Source organism: Streptomyces termitum (genome assembly GCF_014650175.1).
Classification (GTDB): domain Bacteria; phylum Actinomycetota; class Actinomycetes; order Streptomycetales; family Streptomycetaceae; genus Streptomyces; species Streptomyces termitum.
The window spans coordinates 390,278-406,295 of record NZ_BMUL01000003.1 but is presented as its reverse complement, the minus strand read 5'-3'; the positions used below and the strand labels follow the sequence as shown (position 1 = coordinate 406,295).

The following is a 16,018-nucleotide window of genomic DNA, read 5'->3' as shown; positions in this document are numbered from 1 at the left end:
GCTCAGTTCCCTCCGGTCGTCGTGGGGGCGGTGGTGGCGGGCGGGTGCGGCGGCAGCGGCGGGAACTGCGGCATGGGCGGTACGGTGCGCTGCTCGAAGGCGCGGCGGGCGCGGGCGAGCCGGCGGGCGCGGGTGCGGGCGCGGGCCCGGTCGCGAACGGTGCGGGCGCGCCGGTCGCGCAGGGTGGTCCAGGCCCAGACGGTGATCGGGGCGAGGGAGATGACGAGGGCGAGGACCGCCCAGGTGCGCATGGCGGCGTGGGTGTGGCCGTAGTGGACGGAGGCCGCCAGGGAGGCGACGAGCACGGCCGCCCAGTAGAGGTGGATGCGGAAGGTGAGGACGCGGTCGGGGCTGGCGGCGCCGCCCTTGGGGGTGACGACGAAGCGGCCGCGGGTGCGCAGCAGCGCCGAGCCGAGGGACTTGAGGTAGATGGGCGCGGAGAGCGCGGACATCACCATGCCGGCGAGGCCGCCGGAGCCCTCGGGTTCGTGCGGGGAGACGTTGTGGCGGCGGTTCCAGAGGTAGAGGCCGATCTGGAGGGCGACGGCGTCGCTGTAGATCATGAGCCAGACCTGGGAGGAGACCTGGGTGCCGGAGGCGCCCAGCCACAGGAAGAGGACGCAGCTGAGGATGCCGAGGAGCCAGTTGACGGCCGTCATCGGGTAGTAGACGAGCATCAGGGTGTAGTTGAGGAGGCGGCCGGGCGGCATGCTGAACGGCGCCTTCCACCACTGCTTGATGATCGTCTCGTAGGTGCCGCGGGACCAGCGGAGCTGCTGGGTGAAGAAGTCGGTCCAGGAGGCCGGGCCCTCGCCGACGGCGAGGACGTCGGGGGTGTAGACGGAGCGCCAGTGGCGGCCGGTGGCGGGGTTGCGGCGGCGGTGCAGTTCGAAGCCGGTGGCCATGTCCTCGGTGATGGAGTCGTACAGGCCGCCGATCTGCTTGAGGGCGGCGATGCGGACGACGTTGTTGGTGCCGACGAACATGGGGGCGCGGTAGCGGTTCCCGGCCCGCTGGATGAGGGCGTGGAAGAGGAACTGCTGGGACTCGGCGGCCTTGGTGACGGCGCCGGTGTAGTTGCCGTAGACCTGGGGGCCGACGACGAAGGCGGTGTCGGGGTCGCGGAAGTAGCCGAGCATGCGCTCCAGGAAGCCGGGGAGCGGCACGTGGTCGGTGTCGACCGAGGCGAAGAAGGCGTAGTCGTCGCCGTGCATGGCGAGCCAGGCGTTGTAGTTGCCGTGCTTGGTGCGGGCCTTGTGGGGGCCCTTCTTCCGGTTCCACTCGGGGACGCCGGCCCGGGTGAAGTGGTGGACGCCGAGCTCGGCGCAGAGGGCCTTGGCCTCGGGGCTGTCGCCCTCGTCGAGGAGCCAGACGTGCAGGGTGCCGTCGTGCCGGAGCCGGACGGCGGCCTCCAGGGTCGCGCGGACCATGGCGAGGGGTTCCTTGCCGGGCACGTAGGTGGTGAGGAAGGCGACCCGGGTGCCCCGCTCGGGGTACACGGGGACGGGGTCGCGGGCGATCATGGTCGCGTGGGCGATCGAGGTGACGTTCACCAGCATGAAGAGGCAGATGAGGCCGATCGACACGAGCATCACGGTGTCGTACGGCACCCGCCAGGTGTCGTCGCCCTCGCGGACGGTCCAGTGGGTGGGCCAGACCAGGTAGGCGAGGAGGACGGCGGAGAGGACGGGGGCGAGCGTCATGAGGAGGACGGCTCGTATTCGGTGCGGTTCCTTCGAGAGCAGACTCGTGTACTGCACCTTGTAGTCGGCCGTGCCCGGTTCCGTGAGGGGACCGGCGAGCCGGCTGTAGGTGTCGTAGTCGTAGCCTCCCGGCCGCACGGTGCCTCCCGCTGTCGTCGATCGGGTCGATATCCCCACAAAAGGGGAGATCTTCCGGTGTGTCGACTGGAGTGCTCCGAGTGAGGGCGTTCCACCGCCCGCGTCCACCCGATCGCCGCATCGGGTACGTGACGGCCCGTCGGGCGGCCGGGTGCGGCGGCGCGGTGGCGGCGCGGTGAAGACCGGGGAGGGCCGGGGAACGCGCGAAGCCCCCGGCGGGGGCCGGGGGCTTCGGGAAACGCCGGGACGGACGGGGTCAGGCGCCGAGGTGGCGCTCGACCGTCTCGACCTTGGAGGTGAGGCCGTCGGTGACGCCGGGGCGGACGTCGGCCTTGAGGACGAGGGAGACGCGCGGGGCGCGGGCCTCGACGGCGGCGACGGCGCGCTTCACAACGTCCATGACCTCGTCCCTCCCCCTGGGCCTAGCGGCCCGGGAGGTGCCCCCAGCCCTCGACCGAGGTGAACATGGCGTCGGTGCGGTTCGGCAGGCCGGACTCGCGGACGACGCGGACGGCGTCGGCGACGTGCTCCCCGACCTCCTCGCCCACGCCGAGCGGGGTGACGGAGAAGGCGACGATCACGCGTTCACCGTGCCCTCGCGGCGCGCGCGGGAGGCGATGACCGCGTCCTGCGCCTCGCGCTTCAGCTTCCGCTCGGCGTAGAAGCCGCCCAGCGGCAGCACCGAGAGGACGAAGTAGAGCGCGGCGGTGCCGAAGCTCCACTTGGTGCGGTTCCAGGCGTCGAGCCAGAAGAGCACGTACAGCACGAAGAGGATGCCGTGGATCGCCCCCATGACCGGCACCGCGTTGAAGTCCGTCGTCCGCTTGAGCACCGAGCAGACGAGCAGCAGCAGGAACGACACGGCCTCCGGGGCGGAGACGAGCCGGAGCCGGTGGAGGGAGGAAGCGGTCTTGATGTCCACGGAGGGAATCACCTTCGTTCGATCTTGTGAACGGATGCACAAGGGCGGGCCCGTCCATTGTGCACGCCGACTTTGCTGTCTCTTTAGCCGGGTCCCCGCTACCTTCGGCCCGTGGCTACGTTCCGACTCCAGGGCAGCAGGGTGCTCGCCGTGACGATGACCGGCGACGCCGTGAAGGCGAAGAACGGCTCGATGGTCGCCTACGACGGGCAGATGGCGTTCAAGAAGATGACCGGCGGGGGTGAGGGGCTGCGGGGGATGGTGACCCGGCGGCTGACGGGTGAGCAGATGGAGGTGATGGAGGTCAGGGGCCAGGGGACCTGCTGGTTCGCCGACCGGGCCTCCGAGATCAACCTCGTACGGCTGCACGGCGACAAGCTGTGGGTGGAGGCGAGCAACCTGCTCTGCGCGGACGCCGGGCTGCGCACCGGCACGACCTTCACCGGGCTGCGCGGCGGCGCGACCGGCAACGGGCTGTTCACCACGACGGTGGAGGGCAGCGGCCAGGCGGCGATCATGTCCGACGGGCCCGCGACGATCCTGCGGGTGACCCCGCAGTACCCGCTCTCGGTCGACCCGGGGGCGTACGTGGCCCACCAGGGCAACCTCCAGCAGCACTTCCAGTCGGGTGTGACCTTCCGCACGCTGCTCGGCGAGGGCGGCGGCGAGGCCTTCCAGATCCGCTTCGAGGGCGACGGGCTCGTCTACGTCCAGCCCAGTGAGCGGAACACGGTCGGGGGTGACGTGTGAGCGTCGCACGCGCGGCCACCGGGCCGCAGAGGACGACGACAGCCGCACCTCCGCGCCGCGCGGGCGGGGAAGCGAACGGGGAGTACTGATGGCGTTCCGCGAGGTCAATTCGAAGATGATCGAGGCGACGGTGGTGCCGGGGCAGCGCCTGTTCAGCCAGCGCGGCGCGATGATCGCCTACCGGGGCGAGGTGTCGTTCACGCCGAGCGTGACCGGCGGCCAGGGCGGCGTGATGTCGATGATCGGCCGCCGGGTGGCGGGCGAGGCGACGCCGCTGATGACGGTGGAGGGCAGCGGCACGGTGATGTTCGGGCACGGCGGCCACCACGTGCAGGTGGTCACGCTGTCCGGCGAGACCCTGTACGTGGAGGCGGACCGGCTGCTGGCCTTCGACGGGACCCTGGAGCAGGGGACCATGTTCATGGGCTCGCAGGGCGGGGTGATGGGGCTGGTGCGCGGTCAGGTGACCGGACAGGGCCTGTTCACCACGACCCTCAAGGGGCACGGCGCGGTGGCGGTGATGGCGCACGGCGGCGTGATCGAGCTGCCGATCGCGCCGGGCCGGCCGGTGCACGTGGACCCGCAGGCGTACGTGGCCCACCGGGGCGACGTGCGGAACAAGCTCTCGGCGGCGCTGGGCTGGCGGGACATGGTGGGCCGCGGTTCGGGCGAGGCGTTCCAGCTGGAGCTGAGCGGCAGCGGCGCGGTGTACGTCCAGGCGTCGGAGGAGAAGCTGTGAGCACCCCTGTCATCCACGATCCGCACACCCTGCCGTCGGACGACAACGTCAACGCGTACACGTTCTGCGTGGAGTTGAAGGGCGCCCCCTGGTTCCTCCAGAAGGGCAAGATGATCGCCTACTACGGGCGGATCGAGTTCAACGGGATCGGGCACGGCCGGCTGGACCGGCTGGTGCGGACCGCCTTCCACTCGCCGCTGCACGCGAGCGACTGGGTGGTGGCCGAGGGCTCGGGCAAGATGCTGCTGGCGGACCGGGCCTTCGACGTGAACTCGTACGACCTGGACGAGGGCAACCTGACGATCCGTTCGGGCAACCTGCTGGCCTACCAGCCGACGCTGGCGCTGAAGCAGTCGATCGTGCCGGGCTTCGTGACGCTGATCGGCACGGGGAAGTTCGTGGCCGCGTCGAACGGGCCGGTGGTGTTCATGGAGCCGCCGCTGCGGGTGGACCCGCAGGCGCTGGTGGGCTGGGCGGACTGCCCCTCCCCCTGCCACCACTACGACCACGGCTATCTGACGGGCGTCCTGGGCGGGGTGCGGGCGCTGACCGGCATCGGGGGCTCCTCGGGCGAGGAGCACCAGTTCGAGTTCGTGGGGGCGGGCACGGTGCTGCTCCAGTCGACGGAGCTGCTGATGGCGGAGCGGAACATCGGCACGCCGCCGGCGCAGGCGGGGGTGCCGGGCGGCGCGGGACACGGTTCCGGCCAGGCGGCGGCGGTACCGCGCCTTCCCGGCCAGCTCGGGGACCTTCAGCGGCGCTTCGGTCTGTGAGCGGTAGTCTGCGGATCGTGACGCCCCGGACGGACCCTCCGGCGCGGCGGTCGCCGGGTGCCGTGCGTCACCCCGCAGATTTCGTCAAGAATTCAACTTCTTAGGTAGAATCCACTTATGGAGACCGAGACGGCCACCCCCTGGCTCACCGACACCGAACAGTGCGCCTGGCGCACCTTCCTCGACGTCCAGAGGATGCTCACGCACCAGCTGGAACGGGACCTCCAGCCCTTCGGTCTGACGATGAACGACTACGAGATCCTCGTCAACCTCTCCGAGTCCCCCGAGCGCAGGCTGCGGATGAGCGACCTCGCCACCGCCACCCTCCAGTCCAAGAGCCGCCTCTCCCACCAGATCACCCGCATGGAGAACGCCGGGCTGGTCCAGCGCGCGAACTGCGAGTCCGACCGGCGCGGCCTCTACGCCGTCCTCACCGACCAGGGCATGGCGACCATGCGCCAGGTCGCCCCGCACCACGTGGAGTCGGTCCGCGACCACTTCATCGACCGGCTCACCCCCGAGGCCCTCGACGACCTCCACGCCTCGCTCAAGCCCGTCGCCGAACGGCTGCGCGGCAAGCGCGGCAAGCCGTGACCTGACGAAGTGCGTGGGGGCCCGGACGGTGTCCGGGCCCCCACGCGTTTCGGCTCAGCCGGCGGTCAGCCCCGCCAGCAGCTCGTCGGCCGCCGCGTACGGATCCAGCGCCCCGGCCGTGATCCGCTCGGCCAGCGCGTCCAGCCGCCGGTCCCCCGGCAGCCCGCCGATCCGGCCGCGCAGCGCCGTGAGGGCGATGGTCTCCACCTCGCGGGCCGCCCGGTCCCGGCGGCGCTCCGCCAGGACCCCGTGCTCCGCGGCCCAGGCCCGGTGCTTCTCCAGGGCCTCGACGAGCTCCTCGACGCCCTCGCCGCGCGAGGCCACCGTCTTCACGATCGGCGGCCGCCAGTCGCCCGGCGCGCGGGCCTCGCCCAGGCCCAGCATGTGGTTCAGCTCCCGGGCGGTGGCCTCGGCGCCGTCCCGGTCGGCCTTGTTGACCACGTACACGTCGCCGATCTCCAGGATGCCCGCCTTCGCGGCCTGGATCCCGTCGCCCATGCCCGGCGCCAGCAGCACCACCGAGGTGTCGGCCTGGCCCGCGATCTCCACCTCGGACTGGCCGACTCCCACGGTCTCCACCAGCACCACCTCGCAGCCGGCCGCGTCGAGCACCCGGATCGCCTGCGGCGCCGACCGGGCCAGCCCGCCGAGGTGGCCGCGGGTGGCCATCGAGCGGATGTAGACGCCCGGGTCGGAGGCGTGGTCCGCCATCCGCACCCGGTCGCCCAGGAGCGCGCCGCCGCTGAACGGCGAGGACGGGTCGACGGCGAGGACGCCGACCCGCTTCCCCGCCCGGCGGTACGCGGTCACCAGCGCCGAGGTCGAGGTCGACTTGCCGACCCCCGGCGAACCGGTCAGGCCCACCACATAGGCGCCGCCGGTCAGCGGGGCCAGCTCCGCCATCACCTCGCGCAGCTGCGGCGACGCCCCCTCCACCAGCGAGATCAGCCGGGCCACGGCCCGCGGCCGGCCCTCCCGTGCCTGGGCGACCAGTGCGGGGACGTCCACCATGTGCGCTGCTCCTCGTGCCGGGACCGCCCGCCGGACGCCCGCTCGCTGGACTACTTGCCGGGGACCTTGACGATCAGGGCGTCGCCCTGGCCGCCGCCGCCGCACAGGGCCGCCGCGCCGACGCCGCCGCCGCGCCGCCCGAGCTCCAGGGCCAGGTGCAGCACCAGACGGGCGCCGGACATGCCGATCGGGTGGCCCAGCGCGATGGCGCCGCCGTTCACGTTCACCTTTTCCGGGGACACCCCGAGGTCCTTCATCGACTGCACGGCGACCGCGGCGAACGCCTCGTTGATCTCGATGAGGTCGAGGTCCCCGACGGACAGGCCCTCCTTGCCGAGGGCGTGCAGGATCGCGTTCGAGGGCTGCGACTGGAGGGAGTTGTCCGGACCGGCCACGTTGCCGTGGGCGCCGATCTCGGCGATCCACTCCAGGCCCAGCTCCTCCGCCTTGGCCCTGCTCATCACGACCACCGCGGCGGCGCCGTCGGAGATCTGCGAGGAGGTGCCCGCGGTGATCGTGCCGTCCTTGGCGAAGGCCGGGCGGAGCTTGCCGAGGGACTCGACGGTGGTCTCGGCGCGGATGCCCTCGTCCTGCGCGAAGACCACCGGGTCGCCCTTGCGCTGCGGGATCTCGACCGGGGCGATCTCGGCCTCGAAGACGCCGTTCTTCTGCGCGGCGGCGGCCCGCTGGTGCGACAGGGCGGCGATCTCGTCCTGCGAGGCGCGGTCGATGCCGAGGCGGGTGTTGTGCTTCTCGGTCGACTCGCCCATGGCGATGCCCTCGAAGGAGTCGGTCAGGCCGTCGTACGCCATCGCGTCGAGCATCTCGATCGCGCCGTACTTGTGGCCCTCGCGGGACTTCGGGAGCAGGTGCGGGGCGTTGGTCATCGACTCCTGGCCGCCCGCGACGACGATCTCGAACTCGCCCGCGCGGATCAGCTGGTCGGCCAGCGCGATGGCGTCCAGACCGGACAGGCACACCTTGTTGACCGTGAGCGCGGGGACGCTCATCGGGATGCCGGCCTTGACCGCGGCCTGGCGGGCGGGGATCTGCCCGGCGCCCGCCTGGAGCACCTGGCCCATGATCACGTACTGCACCTGGTCGCCGGAGACCCCGGCCCGCTCCAGGGCCGCCTTGATGGCGAAGCCGCCGAGGTCGGCGCCGGAGAAGCCCTTGAGGGAGCCGAGCAGACGGCCCATGGGCGTGCGGGCGCCCGCGACGATCACTGAGGTGGTACCGGTCGTTCCAGACATGAGGCACGGCCCCTTGGGATGAGGAGTGAACGAGGGTTTACCGCCAATGTACTGAGCGGTGCGGCGCCGGGTCACCGGCCCGCCGGTGTGACGGCGCGCACGTTGCGTAACCATCCCGGCGGGGGTGCACTGGAGCCATGCTGACGCGTATCGACCACATCGGGATCGCCTGCTTCGACCTGGACAGGACCGTCGAGTTCTACCGTGCCACGTACGGCTTCGAGGTGTACCACTCCGAGGTCAACGAGGAGCAGGGCGTCCGCGAGGCCATGCTGCGGATCAACGGCACCGACGACGGCGGCGCCTCCTACCTCCAGCTCCTGGAGCCCACCCGGGAGGACTCCGCGGTCGGCAAGTGGCTGGCCAAGAACGGCGAGGGCGTGCACCACATCGCCTTCGGCACCGCCGACGTCGACGGGGACGCCGAGGCCGTCCGCGGCAAGGGCGTCCGGGTCCTCTACGACGAGCCCAGGACCGGCTCCATGGGCTCCCGGATCACCTTCCTCCACCCCAAGGACTGCCACGGCGTCCTCACCGAACTGGTCACCTCGGCACCGCCCTCCGCGGACCCCTCCTCGGCGGAGCACTGACCTCCGTATTCCCGGCCCGGTAGAGTGGGCGGCTCCGGGCCGGGGCCGGTCGGGGCCGCTGCGCGTGGCGTCGAAGTCGGGATGTCGGGGTCGTCCGATCTGCCACGATTCCCCGGGGGGCCGTTCTTCCGGTGAACGGTGCTCGTCGGAACGTTGCGACCAGGGTTGGGGGCTCCCCCGCTCCCGGAGCTCGGGGAAGGATGGACCGCGCGGTGCGGGGCTACGAACGCCAGGAGAGCCACCGAGCTGAAGAGGACCATCTCTCGCGGTTCGAGGCCGAGATGGACCGGCTGAGGAAAGAGCGGGAGAAGGCCGTTCAGCACGCCGAGGACCTCGGCTACCAGGTCGAGGTCTTGCGTGCCAAGCTCCACGAGGCGCGGCGCACCATCGCGTCCCGTCCCGCCTACGACAGCGCCGACATCGGCTACCAGGCCGAGCAGTTGCTGCGGAACGCCCAGGCGCAGGCCGAACAGCTCCGCCAGGACGCCGAGCGCGAACTGCGGGAGGCGCGGGCGCAGACCCAGCGCATCCTCCAGGAGCACGCCGAGCACCAGGCGCGCCTCCAGGCCGAGCTGCACAACGAGGCCGTCCAGCGCCGCCAGCAGCTCGACCAGGAGCTGAACGAGCGCCGCCAGACCGTCGAGGCCCACGTCAACGAGAACGTGGCCTGGGCCGAGCAGCTGCGCGCCCGCACCGAGGCGCAGGCCCGCCGGCTGATGGACGAGGCCCGCGCCGAGGCCGAGCAGTCGCTCACCGCCGCCCGCGCCGAGGCCACCCGGCTCAGCGAGGAGACCGGCCGCCGCGTCGGCGCCGAGGCGGAGTCCGCCCGCGCCGAGGCCGAAGCGATTCTGCTGCGCGCCCGCAAGGACGCCGAGCGGATGATGACCGCCGCCTCCACCCAGGCCCAGGAGGCCACCGGCCACGCCGAGCAGCTCCGTACCGCCGCCGTCGCCGAGACCGACCAGGCCCGGCGCCAGGCCACCGAGCTCTCCCGCGCCGCCGAGCAGCGCATGCAGGAGGCCGAGGAGCGGCTCCGGCAGGCCCGCGCCGAGGCCGACAAGGCCCTCACCGAGGCCAAGGAGTCCGCGGCGAAGACGCTGTCCTCCGCCGACTCGGTCAACGAGCAGCGCACGCGCACCGCCAAGGCCGAGATCGCCCGGCTGGTCGGCGAGGCCACCGAGAAGGCGGAGGCCCTGCGGTCCGAGGCCGAGGAGAAGCTCCGCGAGGCGACCGCCCACGCCGAGAAGCTGGTCTCCGAAGCCTCCGAGAAGGCCCGCACCACCGCCGCCGAGGACTCCGCCGCCGCGCTGGCCAAGGCCGCCCGCGGCGCCGAGGAGATCCTCAGCAAGGCGTCCGAGGACGCCTCCGAGACCACCCGCAAGGCCGCCGAGGAGGCCGAGCGGATCCGCCGCGAGGCCGAGACCGAGGCCGACCGGCTGCGGTCCCGCGCCGAGGAGCAGGCCGACGAGCTGCTCGGTTCGGCGAAGGACGACACCAAGGAGTACCGGGCCAAGACGGTCGAGCTCCAGGAGGAGGCCCGGCGGCTGCGCGGCGAGGCCGAGCAGCTGCGCGCCGAGGCCGTCGCCGAGGGCGAGCGGATCCGCGGCGAGGCCCGCCGCGAGGCCGTCCAGCAGATCGAGGAGGCGGCCAAGACCGCCGAGGAGCTGCTCTCCAAGGCCAAGGCCGACGCCGACGAGCTGCGGGGCAACGCGGGCGCGGAGAGCGAGCGGGTCAAGTCCGAGGCGATGGAGCGCGCCCAGACGCTCCGGACCCAGGCCGAGGAGACCCTGGAGCGGACCCGCGCGGAGGCCGAGCGGCTGCGCGGCGAGGCCGAGGAGCAGGCCGAGGAGGTCCGGGAGGCCGCCGCGAAGGCCGCCGCCGAGCTGCGCGCGGAGGCCGAGCGGGCCGCCGGGGCGCGCCGGGCCGAGGCCGCCGAGGAGCTGGCCCGGCTGCACACCGACGCCGAGACGAAGGTGGCGGCGGCCGGGCAGGAGCTGACCGACGCGCGCGCCGAGGGCGAGCGGATCCGCCGGGAGGCCGCCGAGGAGGCCGAGCGGCTGCGCTCGGAGGGCGCCGAGCGCATCCGTACGCTGAGCGAGCAGGCCGAGACCGAGGCCGAGCGGCTGCGGTCGGAGGCCGCCGGCGACGCCGCCGCGGCCCGCGCCGAGGCCGAGGCGACCGCGCAGCGGCTGACCGGCGAGGCGGAGACCGAGGCCGAGCGGCTGCGGTCGGAGGCCCAGGAGACGGCCGACCGGGTGCGGGCCGAGGCCGCCGCGGCGGCCGAGCGGATCGCCGCCGAGGCCGCGGAGGCGCTGGCCGCCGCCCGCGAGGAGGCCAACCGGCGGCGCCGGGAGGCCGAGGAGACGCTGGAGTCGGCCCGTTCCGAGGCCGGCCGGGAGCGCGAGCTGGCCCGCGAGCAGTCCGAGGAGCTGCTGGCCGCCGCCCGCAAGCGGGTGGAGGACGCGCAGGCCGAGGCGCAGCGGCTGGTCGAGGAGGCCGACGCGCGGGCGACCGAGATGGTCACCGCCGCCGAGCAGACCGCGCAGGAGGTCCGCGACGCGGTCGCGGGTCTGCGCGAGCAGGCCGAGGAGGAGATCGCCGGGCTGCGGTCGGCCGCCGAGCACGCGGCCGAGCGGACCCGCACCGAGGCGCGGGAGGAGGCGGACCGGGTCCGCGCCGACGCGTACGAGGAGCGGGAGCGGGCCTCCGAGGACGCGGCCCGCACCCGGGCCCGGGCCCAGGAGGAGTCCGAGGCGGCGAAGGCGCTGGCCGAGCGGACCGTCGGGGACGCCCTCGCGGAGGCGGAGAAGCTCCGTACCGACACCGCCGAGTACGCGCAGCGGGTGCGGACCGAGGCGACGGACGCGCTGGCCTCGGCCGAGCAGGACGCGGCCCGCACCCGGGCGGACGCCCGGGACGACGCCAACCGGATCCGGTCGGAGGCCGCCGAGAAGGCGGAGGGCGTGGTCGGCGGGGCCCGGGACGAGGCCGAGCGGATCGCCGCCGAGGCGGCGCTGGTCCTGGACGAGGCCCGGGAGGCCGCCGACAAGCGGCGCTCGGACGCCGCCGAGCAGGCGGACACCCTGGTCGGCGAGGCGACGGCGGAGGCCGAGCGGATCGGCGCACAGGCCGCGCGGGTCCTCGACGAGGCGCGGGAGGCCGCCGACAAGCGGCGCTCGGACGCCGCCGAGCAGGCGGACACCCTGGTCGGCGAGGCGACGGCGGAGGCCGAGCGGATCGCGGCCGAGGCGGCCGTGCTGCGCGAGACGACCGAGCGGGACGCGGCGCGGCTGCGGAGCGAGGCCGAGCAGGTGCGCACCGACGGCGAGGCGCACGCGCAGGCGCTGCGGACCACCGCGCTCGCGGACGCCGAGCAGATCCTCGACGAGGCCCGGCAGGCGGCCGACAAGCGCCGTCAGGACGCGGCCGAGCAGGCCGACGCGCTGGTCGCCGAGGCGAACGCGGAGTCCGGCCGGATCACCGACGAGGCGGTGGAGCTGGCCGACTCGGTGACCGCCGACGCGCGGACCGAGGCCGAGCGGACGGTGGCCGACGCGGCCGGCGAGGCCGAGCGGCTGCGGACCGAGGGCGCCGAGGCGCTGGAGGCGGCCCGGCAGGACGCCGGGCAGGCCCGTGCCGACGCGGCGCGGATCCGGCAGGAGGCCGAGGAGGCGGCCGAGCGGATGCGCTCGGAGGCCCGCGAGGAGGCGGACCGGACGCTGGACGAGGCCCGCGAGGCCGGGGCGAAGAAGCGCGCGGACGCGGCGGGGCAGGCCGACCAGCTGATGGCGAAGGCCCAGGAGGAGGCGCTGCGCGCCACCACCGAGGCGGAGAGCCAGGCGGACACGATGGTCGGCGCGGCCCGCAAGGAGGCGGAGCGGATCGTCGCCGAGGCGACCGTGGAGGGCAACGCGCTGGTCGAGAGGGCGCGGACCGACGCCGACGAGCTGCTGGTCGGCACGCGGCAGGACGCGACCGCCATAAGGGAGCGGGCCGAGGAGCTGCGGGCCCGGATCGAGGGCGAGATCGAGGAGCTGCACGAGCGGGCGCGGCGCGAGTCGGCCGAGCAGATGAAGACGGCCGGCGAGCGGGTCGACAAGCTGGTGAAGGCCGCGGAGGAGCAGCGGGCCGAGGCCGAGGAGAAGGCCAAGGAGATGCTCTCGGAGGCGAGTTCGGAGGCGAGCAAGGTCCGGATCGCGGCCGTGCGGAAGGCGGACACGCTCCTGAAGGAGGCCTCGCAGAAGAAGAACTCGCTGGTGGCCGAGGCCGAGCGGATCAAGGCGGAGGCGGAGGCCGAGGCGGAGCGGCTGGTCGAGGAGGGCCGGCGCGAGCTGGAGCTCCTGACCCGGCGCCGTACGGACATCAACGCGGAGATCTCGCGCGTCCAGGACGTCCTGGAGGCGCTGGAGTCCTTCGAGACCCCGGGCGGGGGCGCGAAGGCGAGCGCTTCCGCGGGTTCCACTCGTTCGGGTGGCAAGTCCCAGGACGGCTAGCCACTCAAAAGGTTGGACATTCTCCAGATCAAACGGGCATACGCTCGATGACACGCCGCTTCGGCCCCTAGGATTCCTTCTATCACCTCACCGGTCTCATTCGACAGGAACTCCATGAGCAGCGACCACTCCTCCCCCTTCGGCTTCGAGCTCGTGCGGCGCGGTTACGACCGCGGTCAGGTGGACGACCGCATTACCAAGCTCGTCGCCGACCGTGACAGCGCGCTGGGCCGGATCACCTCTCTGGAGAAGCGCATCGAGGAACTCCACCTCGAAACGCAGAACGCCCAGGCACAGGTGACCGACGCCGAGCCGTCGTACGCCGGTCTCGGCGCCCGCGTCGAGAAGATCCTCCGCCTGGCCGAGGAGGAGGCGAAGGACCTGCGCGAGGAGGCCCGCCGCGCCGCCGAGCAGCACCGCGAGCTGGCCGAGTCGGCCGCCCAGCAGGTGCGCAACGACGCGGAGTCGTTCGCGGCGGACCGCAAGGCGAAGGCCGAGGACGAGGGCGTCCGGATCGTCGAGAAGGCGCAGGGCGAGGCCAACACGCTGCGGGCCGAGGCGCAGAAGGACGCGCAGTCGAAGCGCGAGGAGGCGGACGCCCTCTTCGAGGAGACCCGCGCCAAGGCCGCCCAGGCCGCCGCGGACTTCGAGACCAACCTGGCCAAGCGCCGCGAGCAGTCCGAGCGCGACCTGGCCTCCCGTCAGGCCAAGGCCGAGAAGCGCCTGGCCGAGATCGAGCACCGCGCCGAGCAGCTCCGCCTGGAGGCCGAGAAGCTCCGCACGGACGCCGAGCGCCGGGCCCGCCAGACGGTGGAGACCGCGCAGCGCCAGGCCGAGGACATCGTGGCCGACGCGAACGCCAAGGCCGACCGGATCCGTTCGGAATCGGAGCGCGAGCTGGCGGCGCTGACCAACCGCCGCGACTCGATCAACGCGCAGCTGACCAACGTCCGTGAGATGCTGGCGACGCTGACCGGTGCCGCGGTGGCGGCGGCCGGCTCCCCGCTCGACGAGGAGCGCGGCGCGGGCGTCCCGGCGCAGCAGACCCGCTGAGCCGGGCGCGGCCGGGAGGACTCCCCCGTGCCTCTCGTCCGATCCTCCGAACCCCCCGTCACTCCGGTGGCGGGGGGTTTCGCGCGCCCTTAACTTGGTACGCATGATCGAGCTTGAGGGGCTGACGAAGCGGTACGGGACGAAGACGGCGGTCGATCACCTCTCCTTCCAGGTGCGGCCGGGTATGATCACCGGCTTCCTGGGGCCCAACGGGGCGGGCAAGTCGACGACGATGCGGATGATGCTGGACCTGGACAACCCGACGAGCGGGACGGTCCGGATCGACGGGCGGCACTACCGGGAGCTGGACGAGCCGCTGAAGTACATCGGGGCGCTGCTGGACGCGAAGGCGATGCACGGCGGCCGGTCCGCGTACAACAACCTGCTCTGCCTGGCGCAGTCGAACCGGATCCCGGAGCGCCGGGTGGGCGAGGTGCTGGACCTGGTGGGTCTGACGGCGGTGGCGCGGAAGAAGTCGAAGGGCTTCTCGCTCGGCATGGGGCAGCGGCTCGGCATCGCGTCGGCGCTGCTGGGCGATCCCGAGATCCTGATGTTCGACGAACCCGTCAATGGTCTGGACCCCGAGGGAATTCACTGGATCCGCAATCTGATGAAGGCGCTCGCCTCCGAAGGGCGGACGATCTTCGTTTCCAGCCATCTGATGAGTGAAATGGCGCTGACGGCAGATCATCTGATCGTCATCGGGCAGGGAAAGCTGCTGGCCGACACGTCGATGGCGGATTTCATCCGGCAGAATTCCCGGAGTTTCGTACGGCTCCGGTCCCCGCAGCGGGAACGGCTGCTCGACGTGCTCCACGAGAACGGCTTCGTCGCCGTCGAGTCCGGGAACGGAACCCTGGAGATCGACGGGACGACCACCGAGGCGCTCGGCGAACTGGCCGCCGCCCACCAGCTGGTGCTGCACGAACTGAGCGCCCAGCAGGCCTCCCTGGAGGAGGCGTTCATGCAGATGACGGCCGGCGCGGTGGAGTACCACGCGCACGGCGGCGCCGGTGACCCCGGCGCTCCGCCCGCCGCCCCGCCCGGCCCCCAGTGGGGCGCGCGGGCCGGCGGCCCGACCACCGAGGAGCTCTGAGCGATGGCAGCGGTACCGGCGGTCCTCCGGTCCGAGTGGACCAAGATCCGGACGGTCTCGTCGACGGTCTGGACCCTGGCGTGCGCGCTGATCGTGACGGTGGCGATGGGCGCGGCGCTGTCGGCGGTCCTGAAGTCGACCTTCAACGATCTGGGCGAGGTCGAGCGGGCCACCTTCGACCCGACCTTCGTCAGCTTCTCCGGGATGGTGCTGGGGCAGCTGGCGATGGTGGTGTTCGGGGTGCTGGTGGTGGGCACCGAGTACTCCTCGGGCATGATCCGCACCTCGCTGGCGGCGGTGCCGCAGCGGGCCACCTTCCTCTTCTCCAAGGTCGCGGTGGCCGGGGCGCTGGCCCTGGGCGTCGGCCTGGTGACGAGCTTCCTGTCGTTCTTCCTCGGGCAGGCGCTGCTCGGCGAGCACCGGACCACGATCGGCGCGGACAACGTGCTGCGGGCGGTGGTGGGCGGCGGGCTCTACATGGGCCTGATCGCGATCTTCTCGATGGGCGTGGCGGCGATGCTGCGCTCCTCGATGCTGTCGCTCGGCATCCTGGTGCCGTTCTTCTTCCTGATCTCGCAGATCCTGTCGGCGGTGCCGAAGGCGAAGGAGGTCGCCCGGTACTTCCCCGACCAGGCCGGCGCGAAGATCATGCAGGTGGTGCCGGACGCGATGGGCTCGGACAAGGCGCCGTACGGGCCGTGGGGCGGGCTCGGGATCATGCTGGTCTGGGTGGTGGCCTCGCTGCTCGGCGGCTACCTGGTGCTGAAGCGCCGGGACGCCTGAGCGGGCCCCGGCCCCTGCCGCCCGGACGCCCCGGACCCCGACGCGGGGCCGGGGCGTCCCGGATTTCTCCCTGAGGTTTCGCTTCGGTCTCGCTTCCCCGGAGCGGGAACCGTCAACGGC

13 protein-coding genes and 1 pseudogene are annotated in these 16,018 nt (G+C 72.9%); 9 read left to right on the top strand and 5 right to left on the bottom strand.

Annotated features, from left to right (window positions below; all coding sequences use genetic code 11):
- Positions 1–2: 2 nt before the first annotated feature.
- The 3 genes and pseudogenes from IE219_RS08000 to IE219_RS07990 form a co-directional block, all read right to left on the bottom strand.
- Positions 3–1,841 carry a glycosyltransferase family 2 protein gene (locus IE219_RS08000; RefSeq protein WP_189975850.1) on the bottom strand — a complete coding sequence of 613 codons (1,839 nt, stop codon included), beginning with the start codon at positions 1,839–1,841 and terminating at the stop codon, positions 3–5.
- Between the two features lie 256 nt (positions 1,842–2,097).
- Positions 2,098–2,422, bottom strand: a pseudogene (locus tag IE219_RS07995) (thiamine-binding protein).
- Positions 2,419–2,763 carry a DUF3817 domain-containing protein gene (locus IE219_RS07990; RefSeq protein ID WP_189975849.1) on the bottom strand — a complete coding sequence of 115 codons (345 nt, stop codon included), beginning with the start codon at positions 2,761–2,763 and terminating at the stop codon, positions 2,419–2,421. Before IE219_RS07990 ends, IE219_RS07995 begins: the two are co-directional and overlap by 4 nt.
- 111 nt (positions 2,764–2,874) lie before the next feature.
- Here IE219_RS07990 and IE219_RS07985 point away from each other — a divergent pair, with 111 nt between their 5' ends.
- From IE219_RS07985 to IE219_RS07970, 4 genes are all read left to right on the top strand, one after another.
- Positions 2,875–3,513, top strand: coding sequence for an AIM24 family protein (locus IE219_RS07985; RefSeq protein WP_189975848.1), 639 nt, complete (start codon positions 2,875–2,877; stop codon positions 3,511–3,513).
- A gap of 88 nt (positions 3,514–3,601) precedes the next feature.
- Entirely contained in the window at positions 3,602–4,252 is a 651-nt protein-coding gene (locus IE219_RS07980; RefSeq protein ID WP_189975847.1) for an AIM24 family protein, read from the top strand.
- Positions 4,249–5,025 (top strand): AIM24 family protein, encoded by a 777-nt coding sequence (locus tag IE219_RS07975; protein WP_189975846.1) that lies wholly within the window; start codon positions 4,249–4,251, stop codon positions 5,023–5,025. The genes IE219_RS07980 and IE219_RS07975 overlap by 4 nt, the downstream gene beginning before the upstream one ends.
- A 117-nt stretch (positions 5,026–5,142) precedes the next feature.
- Positions 5,143–5,619, top strand: coding sequence for a MarR family winged helix-turn-helix transcriptional regulator (locus IE219_RS07970; RefSeq protein WP_189975845.1), 477 nt, complete (start codon positions 5,143–5,145; stop codon positions 5,617–5,619).
- A 54-nt stretch (positions 5,620–5,673) separates the two neighbouring features.
- Here IE219_RS07970 and meaB read toward each other — a convergent pair whose 3' ends face one another.
- Both meaB and IE219_RS07960 read right to left on the bottom strand, forming a co-directional pair.
- Entirely contained in the window at positions 5,674–6,630 is a 957-nt protein-coding gene (gene meaB / locus IE219_RS07965; RefSeq protein WP_189975844.1) for a methylmalonyl Co-A mutase-associated GTPase MeaB, read from the bottom strand.
- Between the two features lie 50 nt (positions 6,631–6,680).
- The gene (locus IE219_RS07960; RefSeq protein WP_189975843.1) at positions 6,681–7,883 is read right to left on the bottom strand and encodes an acetyl-CoA C-acetyltransferase; all 1,203 of its coding nucleotides are present in this window, start codon (positions 7,881–7,883) and stop codon (positions 6,681–6,683) included.
- 137 nt (positions 7,884–8,020) lie between these two features.
- Between IE219_RS07960 and mce the strand changes: the two genes are divergently transcribed.
- The 5 genes from mce to IE219_RS07935 all read left to right on the top strand — a co-directional run bounded on the left by mce (position 8,021) and on the right by IE219_RS07935 (position 15,898).
- Positions 8,021–8,473: a methylmalonyl-CoA epimerase gene (mce, locus tag IE219_RS07955; RefSeq protein WP_189975842.1), complete on the top strand. Its 453-nt coding sequence runs from the start codon at positions 8,021–8,023 to the stop codon at positions 8,471–8,473.
- A 212-nt stretch (positions 8,474–8,685) separates the two neighbouring features.
- Positions 8,686–12,966 carry a polarized growth protein Scy gene (gene scy / locus IE219_RS07950; protein ID WP_189975841.1) on the top strand — a complete coding sequence of 1,427 codons (4,281 nt, stop codon included), beginning with the start codon at positions 8,686–8,688 and terminating at the stop codon, positions 12,964–12,966.
- Between the two features lie 114 nt (positions 12,967–13,080).
- Complete coding sequence (locus tag IE219_RS07945; RefSeq protein WP_189975840.1) at positions 13,081–14,019, top strand: coiled-coil domain-containing protein; 939 nt, start codon at positions 13,081–13,083, stop codon at positions 14,017–14,019.
- Between the two features lie 103 nt (positions 14,020–14,122).
- Entirely contained in the window at positions 14,123–15,115 is a 993-nt protein-coding gene (locus tag IE219_RS07940; RefSeq protein WP_189975839.1) for an ABC transporter ATP-binding protein, read from the top strand.
- A gap of 3 nt (positions 15,116–15,118) precedes the next feature.
- On the top strand, positions 15,119–15,898 hold the full coding sequence (locus tag IE219_RS07935; RefSeq protein ID WP_189975838.1) for an ABC transporter permease: 780 nt from the start codon (positions 15,119–15,121) through the stop codon (positions 15,896–15,898).
- Positions 15,899–16,018 lie beyond the last annotated feature (120 nt).